11 protein-coding genes and 2 pseudogenes are annotated in these 8036 nt (G+C 58.0%); 4 read left to right on the top strand and 9 right to left on the bottom strand.

Annotation, left to right across the window (positions count from 1 at the left end; all coding sequences use genetic code 11):
* Positions 1 to 176: 176 nt before the first annotated feature.
* From MUU54_RS24220 to MUU54_RS24705, 5 genes and pseudogenes are all read right to left on the bottom strand, one after another.
* Complete coding sequence (locus MUU54_RS24220; protein WP_247246497.1) at positions 177 to 362, bottom strand: hypothetical protein; 186 nt, start codon at positions 360 to 362, stop codon at positions 177 to 179.
* A 331-nt stretch (positions 363 to 693) separates the two neighbouring features.
* Positions 694 to 894 (bottom strand): hypothetical protein, encoded by a 201-nt coding sequence (locus tag MUU54_RS24215; RefSeq protein ID WP_247246496.1) that lies wholly within the window; start codon positions 892 to 894, stop codon positions 694 to 696.
* Between the two features lie 297 nt (positions 895 to 1191).
* Complete coding sequence (gene terL, locus MUU54_RS24905) at positions 1192 to 2385, bottom strand: phage terminase large subunit (RefSeq protein ID WP_247246495.1); 1194 nt, start codon at positions 2383 to 2385, stop codon at positions 1192 to 1194.
* A 65-nt stretch (positions 2386 to 2450) separates the two neighbouring features.
* Positions 2451 to 2576 (bottom strand): annotated as a pseudogene (locus MUU54_RS24900) (putative metallopeptidase); the annotation flags it as partial.
* 47 nt (positions 2577 to 2623) lie between these two features.
* A pseudogene (locus tag MUU54_RS24705) lies at positions 2624 to 2797 on the bottom strand (putative metallopeptidase); the annotation flags it as partial.
* 100 nt (positions 2798 to 2897) lie between these two features.
* Here MUU54_RS24705 and MUU54_RS24200 point away from each other — a divergent pair.
* Together MUU54_RS24200 and MUU54_RS24195 are read left to right on the top strand one after the other, a co-directional pair.
* On the top strand, positions 2898 to 3221 hold the full coding sequence (locus MUU54_RS24200) for a hypothetical protein (RefSeq protein WP_247246494.1): 324 nt from the start codon (positions 2898 to 2900) through the stop codon (positions 3219 to 3221).
* Between the two features lie 83 nt (positions 3222 to 3304).
* Complete coding sequence (locus MUU54_RS24195) at positions 3305 to 3610, top strand: hypothetical protein (RefSeq protein ID WP_247246493.1); 306 nt, start codon at positions 3305 to 3307, stop codon at positions 3608 to 3610.
* Between the two features lie 238 nt (positions 3611 to 3848).
* Here the strand turns inward: MUU54_RS24195 and MUU54_RS24190 are convergent, their stop codons facing one another.
* From MUU54_RS24190 to MUU54_RS24175, 4 genes are all read right to left on the bottom strand, one after another.
* A complete protein-coding gene (locus MUU54_RS24190; RefSeq protein ID WP_247246492.1) occupies positions 3849 to 4325 on the bottom strand; it encodes a BA14K family protein in 477 nt (158 codons plus the stop codon).
* Between the two features lie 1631 nt (positions 4326 to 5956).
* The gene (locus MUU54_RS24185; RefSeq protein ID WP_247246491.1) at positions 5957 to 6172 is read right to left on the bottom strand and encodes a hypothetical protein; all 216 of its coding nucleotides are present in this window, start codon (positions 6170 to 6172) and stop codon (positions 5957 to 5959) included.
* Positions 6169 to 6354: a hypothetical protein gene (locus MUU54_RS24180; RefSeq protein WP_247246490.1), complete on the bottom strand. Its 186-nt coding sequence runs from the start codon at positions 6352 to 6354 to the stop codon at positions 6169 to 6171. The genes MUU54_RS24185 and MUU54_RS24180 overlap by 4 nt, the downstream gene beginning before the upstream one ends.
* A 109-nt stretch (positions 6355 to 6463) precedes the next feature.
* A complete protein-coding gene (locus MUU54_RS24175; protein WP_247246498.1) occupies positions 6464 to 6661 on the bottom strand; it encodes a hypothetical protein in 198 nt (65 codons plus the stop codon).
* A gap of 89 nt (positions 6662 to 6750) precedes the next feature.
* Between MUU54_RS24175 and MUU54_RS24170 the strand changes: the two genes are divergently transcribed.
* Positions 6751 to 6990, top strand: coding sequence for a hypothetical protein (locus MUU54_RS24170; protein ID WP_247246489.1), 240 nt, complete (start codon positions 6751 to 6753; stop codon positions 6988 to 6990).
* Positions 6991 to 7245: 255 nt separating this feature from the next.
* Positions 7246 to 7833 carry a histidine phosphatase family protein gene (locus MUU54_RS24165; RefSeq protein ID WP_247246488.1) on the top strand — a complete coding sequence of 196 codons (588 nt, stop codon included), beginning with the start codon at positions 7246 to 7248 and terminating at the stop codon, positions 7831 to 7833.
* Positions 7834 to 8036 lie beyond the last annotated feature (203 nt).

The following is an 8036-nucleotide window of genomic DNA, read 5'->3' as shown; positions in this document are numbered from 1 at the left end:
ACATAAGCCTATACCCAAGCCTGTGCTTGAGCCTTTCTGCTTATGCCGACTGTCCGGTCGAAACGGGGGGCAGTTCAGCAAACGCCTTGTTCGATAGGCGTAGAACTCCGATCAAACGTGCTTAACATCCCCTTAGGCTCAACGCATTGACCTCGCTGAGAGGCGTCACCGGCCGTTCAGCTATCGAACTCGTCCATGCTCTTGGGCGACGAGAGAAGTGCTAGGAAGCGTGCGAAGACCATCAGGGTCATGAACAGGCCCACCAGTGCCTGCAGACTGAAGGCGACGACCGCCAGGTCATCAGAAGGCTGGTACCGGTACGCGTTGAACGAGAACATCAGCAGCATGCTTTCGCGCAGCATCCTTGAAGGTATCATTGTTACGAACAAGCTCTTCCAACTCCTCCCAACTGTCAGCACTGCCTAGTCCCGCAACAACGATCTTTCCTGTGGCGGCGGCGGTATCAACCGCGAACTTACCCGCCACCGCGGATGCAGACTTAGTCACCCTGGACGGTTCGCCTGACACGCCATTGGCAACTTTAAAGATGTCATTCTGGTCATCCTGCTCCGCAGCCGATCCAAGTCTGGTTGGAAGACTGCTGCAAGGTCGCAAGGGCTGAACTATTTATCGATGAAACTTGCCAGAGCGCCACTTCATCCCCGCGAGCCTTCTAGAGACGTATGCGCTCTATCAGATCCCGCACGGGCGAAGCACCATAGACTTCATCGCAGACCGGAGCTGGAGTGATGGCAGCCAACCGGACGGCTGCGGAAGGTACTGTGTCCCCGCCCCCTTTACTTCCTTCTCGCCGGCGGTGGTGTCGCGCATCAGCGACCATTCGTCAGCACGCTCAATGTAAGTTGGGTGCTTGGTGTCGACGGCATCGGTCATCAGGTTCAGAACCTCGTGTGCCCGGAACAATGCCGGGAGATTTGTTGTTGCTGGTGCAAATCAGGGAGTCGGCGATGACAGGCAATGATCAAACCATCAACCAGACGTCACAGAGGCTGCCAGGAGACGAGACAGAACCCGGTTCAAAGCAGTCGGCGGAAGACATCTGTCTTGCCTGTGCTGGCAGCGGCGAGCAAAGCGGTAGACCCTGTCCTGATTGCGGCGGCACCGGAACGGTTACGGTGATCGTCGGAGACGCCTAGCGCTAGTAGAGCCCCTTCACCGTCGTCGTAGTTGTCACCGGCGGCGACGAGAGAGAGCATTGAACGCTCGGCTCGTGCTATCGGCGTCGTCGTCATGGGTCGCCTCAGGAAAGCTCTCCAAGGCGGTGAACCAATCCTCATTCCACCGGCCGCGGATCACGAAGACGTTGCCGGCCTCTGCCTGAGCAGAGAAGCCGCTGAAGCGCGTGATCTTGTCGCCGCTCTCCGGTGAAGAGCGAACGCTGAAGCCAGCCAGCATCTTGGTTAGGGTTGCGACCTGGCTCTTGCCCGCCTGCCCCGGATCCTGAGGCAATGAAATTGCGACCTGTCGAACGTCGCCCTCCGCCGTGTTCTTGATCATCCGCTCGACACCAGCTGGTGACAAGCGGTCGCGTCGGTGGTCGGCAACGAAGTATCGGCCGTCGGGCGTCTTTCCCAGCAGCGTTCCCGCCGTCCAGTCCGGATCGTTGCTCTCGGTCTTCGGCGTCCCCGCCAAGTCCCAGCCGCGCATCCACCGAATGTCGTGCGGTGCGGCTTCGACGACCTGACACCAGGCGCGCTGGAAGTAGAGACCGGCTGCAGGCCGGATCTTCCAGTTGCCGCCGAGTAGCCGTTCCCTCTCAATCGTCGGCAGAGCCATAAGGTTGGCGAGGTAGCTCGGATCAGCGGCCATCAGCGCGCGGTTGTCGCTGAGCATTGCGGGTACAAAGGTCACCGACTTCGGCGGGATCGGCGCTTCTACACCATCCTCGTTAGGAGCAGTGTGGCGCGCCAGGTCCTGCGGGCTGTCAGGCCAGATAATCGCGTCACCGATGCGGACGAACCAGCGAAGGACGCCGGCGCGCTCCGGTATCGGCAAACCAGTGTCCTGGTTGATCCACCAGCTGATGAATTCAGCCACCCAGCTGTCGGCGTCTGGGTTGCACGTCGCCCTGATGTACGGCCGCACGCCCGACATTGAGCGGTTACGTGAAACCATGTACCAGAACTGCTTCGCGCTGAAGTGCGTCAGCTCGTCGAAACAGATCAGCGGAATCTGCGAGCCCTGCCAGTTCAGGACGGTCTTGTCATGCTCTAGGTGAGCAAACGAGACGGAAGCTCCTGATGGAAAGCTCCACTGCAGCACGTGCTCTTTCGGGCTGGCACCGATCGAGGGGTAGAGCTTCTCGCTCTCGTCACATAGACCGCCCTCGTTCCGGACCTGCACCGTTGACCGACGAAAGAACACGTGCTCTTGCTGAACTTCGGGGCGCCGAAGGCATCGACATCTTGAGCTGCGTGATAGAGCTCGTGCTCGATAAGCGCCATGAACTCGGCATCGCCACACTGCCGGCAGTAATCGGCATCCAGGGTGATGATGAAGTCCGGAACGGGCCGAACCAGTCGGTGACCTGCTGGACTGCGCGGGCGCGGGACCATTTCCCCATCGCGCCCTGTGGTGATCCGGTCTCGCACTGACCGATCACCCGGCGGCCCTTGCTATTGTTCTCGATCACGGTCCAGAGGAAGCCGATGTGAGCATGCGCCAGGTGCTCATGATCCGGGTTGAAAACCGGGGACGTATCGTCGAGGAAGGTTTCCTCTACCCACTCAGCGACATTAGGTGCTGGCACAAAGGTCGGCGCGCCAAGCTCAAACATAGTCTCTGGGGGCTGTGGGCGGCTGACTGTCATCGCTTGCCTTTGGCAGATCCATGGGCGAGTTTCAGGGCACTTTCACTCCAAGAACCGGCATTGAAACATGGCAGATACGAGCGTCGACAATCTCACCGGAATGTTCTTCACGTTGGACAGCCCTGACGGCAGCTACGGAACGGGACAGGTCATCCGAAGAGCCACCGAAGGTGTGTACTTCGTGCGCTTCGACGGGAATGAGGTGACGCTACCGCTGGAACTCGTGACTGTGGGCGAGATGCTCGAGACGACCGAGGACGAATACAAACTCTGGCGGTTCTTCGACACGGCCGAAGAGCGAGAGAAATGGATGGACTGGCTAGATGCCCCATCCAAACCCCGTGTCCTATCGCTTGTCAGGACACCACCAACGCCACCGTCATCAGACTGATCACCTTGCCTTTGGCGAGCTCTTGCGCGAACGTCTCGTGCCGGGAGTTTTTCAGGACTGGCATGGTAACCTTGGGGGCGAGGATGGTGAAACGTAATAGGGCTGCCTTCGGAGGATCGAAGAAAACTAGAGCCAAGCAGCTGCGCGGCTTGATTGCCAAACTCGACTACCTCATCGCCCGCTCCATTGGACTGAAGCACTTCTCGTACAAGGTGCGTAGACATCAAGCCGAGATGGCATTGAAGGGCGTTAATCGGTCGATGAAGCCAAAGCGTCCAAAGAACGGTCGTACCCCGTATGTGGTTTGTTGGGGAGTTCTCCAAGAAGCAGCCGTTAAAGCATTCAAGTCTGTAAAAGCCACTGCTGAAGCAGATTTGGGCGTCCAATAACGGTGGAGAAATGGTTTGTCGCCAACTACTCAAAGTCCACGATCAGTTCGGACCAAAAAGTGAAACCTGAATGACCGGCACGGAGGCGAGGGTTGACGCAACTCGCCTCCGTGCCGGTGCACAGGAACTTTGCTGGTACGCTCATGCGTCTTCTCTTTTGTTGACCCGGTACCGCCGGGCGCGGATATGAAAAGCCCCGCCATTGCTGACGGGGCTGGTCTGACGCGGACTGCAACTGTTATCGGGAGTAAGGTGAGTTGCAGTACGCCCTTACTCCGACACGCGGTACGTAAGTGTTGTCCGACGCGCGATAGGTCCGGTAGCGATCAGAGCACCACTGCACATGCCTGGTTGGCAGGGCTTGCGCCGGACGCGGCTGATTGGTGATGGCGCCGCCGATGATCGCACCTGCGCCGAAGGCAGCGAGCGGGTACCACCAGCCATCATTGTGGCGGCGATAGCCACGGCGGTATTCTCGCGAGCCTCTATGCCCACGATAGTAGCCGCGGCGGTCACCACGGTCACGGTCCCAGCGGCGACGGTCATCTCGGTCAAAGCGACGGTCCCGATCCCGGTATTGCACAAGCTCAACAGCGGATGATGCCTGCGGCGCCTTTACCGAAGGGAGCACGACGGCACCTGCGGGAGCGATTGACGTTGCTAACAGCAGAGCGCTCATCGCCCCAGCCGTCAATGTCTTAGCGATTCCAAACATGTACGATCCTCTCGTTGAACATTCTCGAAAACTAATCCGAACATGTTCGGTTCCTACACGTGAACGTCATCTGAACACACGCAGCCCTCAACACCACTCTCTCGATTAGTCCGGCATGACGCCGGTAGGACCGCTCTCCATGGCCTTGGCCTCAAATTAAGATGAGGAACCCCATCAACAAGAGGCCGGACACCATAATCCCCATCCTGCTCCAATGGTACGTGCGTCTGATCTCAGCCGTGCAGAGGTGGTCATTGATGTCCGCGAACAGATAGTACATCCCCTGAACTCTTACTCCCCTTGCCTCTGCCCTGAGCGCATTGCGCACATAAATGAACCAGCTCCCAAACTGGGCGCAGAAGAGCACCCAGAAGAAGAATAAGCTAAAGAACCTCTCGCCAATCATGCCGCCTCCTGGCGTTTCCGATCTTCCTGCTTGCACCCTCTGCATCCAGCATTGCATCGGAACGATCCGCGACTACATCAGTTTCCGCACAACCGATGGAAGGAGGAACCCATGAAGGTCGCTCTGATATCGATTTCATTACTGGTTTCCGTGCTCGCCGCAGGAGCATCATACGTACTGCCATCAACCAATTTGAAAACCTACACAGCTTCCTCGACCGCTAGTGTCGGCCGCTGATGAGCGGCTCGCCAGGCGGCGACGCGTTAGGGCATTCGTGTACTGCTGCTGAGGCAAAGACGTTGCGCCTGCCCGCCATCGTCAGGCTTGCAATCGATCATCCATTCCCAACAAGGAGACGAACAAGTCAGGCGGCGTCCTTCTTCCTCGCCTCACGCTGCCGGCGACGCTCATTCCTCTTCTGAGCCCATGTAAAGTCTCGAAGCTCCGGCACCCCAACAGGGCAAAACGCGCTGTCGTCCATCCAGGCTAGTGAGTGCGTAGGTTCTTCGATGTTGACAGGAATATGCTCGATTTCCGGGGCAACACGCAACAGGTCAAGATTGGTGTTCTCGTTATTTTGCAACGCGTCCCGAGTGAAACCTAACGCAATGTGTGTAATCGCCCGCTCTTTCCGACGCCTTCCGGTCTCCACATGGATACCTTCGTCGCGACACTAGTGCTTGAACGGTCGGCCGCCGGCGCGCCCGATCGCCCAGTGCCATAGGCAACGTCTCTCGCTCTCGTCCTCCACCGCGAGGATCAATTGGTGGCAGTGTTCCCAGTCAGTGACATCCGATGCGCGGAGGCGGGTTGATCTGCTCTCCCAGAAGCTCCCTCGCTCCTCCGCATAGCGCTCACCGCCCCACCCTGCTTGGTCTGCCGCATCATGAACGTACGGCAGAGCCTGAGCCTTCACCGGCTTCGGCCCATCGCCGAACGGGAGCCGGCGATCTGTCTCAGCTGCCCGAATGAAAAGCTCCGTGATCTCTTCCCTCTCATGCCGTTCTCCGTCTCTCGTCGAATAGGTCCCCCTGCGCCGCGTTGGAACCAAACACTCGAACTACCCTCTCATACAGCATGCCCGCGATCGCGTGGCGCTGATGGGTAATCCCGCTGAGATCTCTAGCGATGAACTGGAGCTGCCCCACAGGCGTCTTGTCAAAGCACTCCAGCCATTCTGTCGGCCGCTCCTCAATGATTGCCTGGCACGCCTCAACCAGGTCGCTCACCGCCCAGAACAGATACTCGTCGAGCTGCCCTGGTTGTTCTCTGTCTCTGCCAGGGTGGACATCACCATGCGGAAGTGCGCCTCGCCTCGATTGCGCAGGATTCTATCCATGGTCGCCACCGCCCTCGTCTGACGAACATCAGGATAGGCACGGCCGTCGATGACCTCGATCCCGTACTCTTCACAAATGCTGTAGACGCGGGCGTCGATCATGCGACCTTGCTCCGCTCGAGCTCTGTTGCCCTGCCTCCTCGGAACAGCTTTTCCGCCGCCTTCCGTTTGGCTTGCTTGATGCTGCCGCCTTCGATCTCGTGAGAGCAGACGAGGTGGCCGTTGAAGTAGGCCAGCACGTGCTGCAGCGCCGCCTTGGTGGCCGACAGCTCGTCGGGAAACATCAGGGGCTTCTCGCCCTTCCCCATTATGGGCTTAGGCTTGGCATCGCGGCGAAGCGGGTCATGGCCCACCAGCCGCCACGGATCGGATGTGCGTATCCGCTGAACTCGTTCATTCTGCTGCCTCCAGAAACTCTTCAACCGGTTGGGCCTTCGGCTTCGGCGCCGCGTCGGCCATGAGCGCGCCGACACAAGCCTTCATCTTCGCGACCGAGACGGCGTTGCCGATCTGCTTGATCTGCTCCGTCTTCGTGCCCGCGATCCAACAAGCTCGTCGGATGCGCCACAAGCGGTCATTGACAGAAGTCACGTTGCACCTCGTTTGGGTAAGAAAATCTTAGGTTGCGGCGTTGATGTTTAGGCGACAACTCTTGATCGTCGTACGGAAGAGGATGCAACATGATGGTTGTGGATTTCATCCTAGAGATCATCGGGTACACAACGGCGCGGATTTTAGTTCCGATAATCACGTTCGGAAGCGTGCGGGTTCAGCGAGTTTCGTCGGATGAGACGGATTTCAACTGGGCGGGGTTCAAGCGTAACGAAAGCGGGGGCTTTCTTCTGCAAGCACCGATGGCGGGATGGATTGGGCTGATACCGTGGACCGTTCTTTTCATAGCACTGTTGGCGATCGCTTGATCCACGGTCCGCTTCGGGCCGACTACCGCCTTGGCGAAAACGCGCCATAAGCGGTCGTACCGTACGGCTATGGCAGAACGCACTTCGCTACGTCGAAAGTCAGGAACAAAGTCGCGTCACACAGAAGGTCCCTGTAGTCAACCTGATGAGGTCGAAAGACGATCGACCATCCTTAGAATGACTGGATGCTTCATGAAAGTGTCGCCAAGCTATGCAACCACCTGATCGCTGAGACTTGGCAGTAGGATCATAGGCATGTCTACCATCTATCTCTTGCGGCACGGGGAAACTGTGTGGAACAGTCTCGGACGCTTCCAGGGTCAGATGGATTCCCCGTTGACACAATTCGGCCTGAAGCAGGCAGATGGCGTCGCTTCCGTACTTTGTCGCGAGCTCTTTGAGAGCTGGCATTCATTCGAAATGCGGACGAGCCCTCTGGGTAGAACTCGCGAGACCGCCGCCAGGATACAACGTGCTCTTTCACTGCCGATCGTTGAAGATGCTCGGCTAATGGAGGTCACCCTCGGCTCATGGGACGGGATGACCAAGTTCGAGATTGACTCCGAGTTTCCAGGTTATCTTGACGGGGCAGATGCCTTCAACTGGTACTTCAGATCTCCGGACGGTGAGAGCTTCGAAGACGCTTGTAGTCGTGCGAAAAATTGGATTGCAGAAGTCAAAGGTCCGACGATCGCCATCTCCCATGGCTTGTTCGGCAGAATCATCCGCGGCATCTATGCAGGTCTGTCAAAACACGAGATGCTGGAACTCCCAGTGCCGCAGAACGCCTGCTATCGTCTCAGTGGAGGTGGCTTTTGCATGATCGAGACTAACGCGCAGTAGCAGATAGACGCTTCTAACGGTCATGGAAATGTCCCGTTGGCGGCGACTCTCTCGCCCGCCTTACCGTGGTGACACGCTCCGATGATGGAAACTAAACGTCTCCTTTTGCGCCAGCCGTGCGCATCTTGTCAAGCGAAGTGAAGATTTGACCCCGTAGGCGAAACGAAGAACTGACCCCCTTCATTGATTTGTTGGTTCGCTTG

The organism is Pseudorhizobium tarimense, assembly GCF_022968135.1.
Classification (GTDB): domain Bacteria; phylum Pseudomonadota; class Alphaproteobacteria; order Rhizobiales; family Rhizobiaceae; genus Neorhizobium; species Neorhizobium tarimense.
The sequence above is the reverse complement of the archived record's forward strand: the minus strand, read 5'-3'. Positions and strand labels throughout refer to the sequence as shown.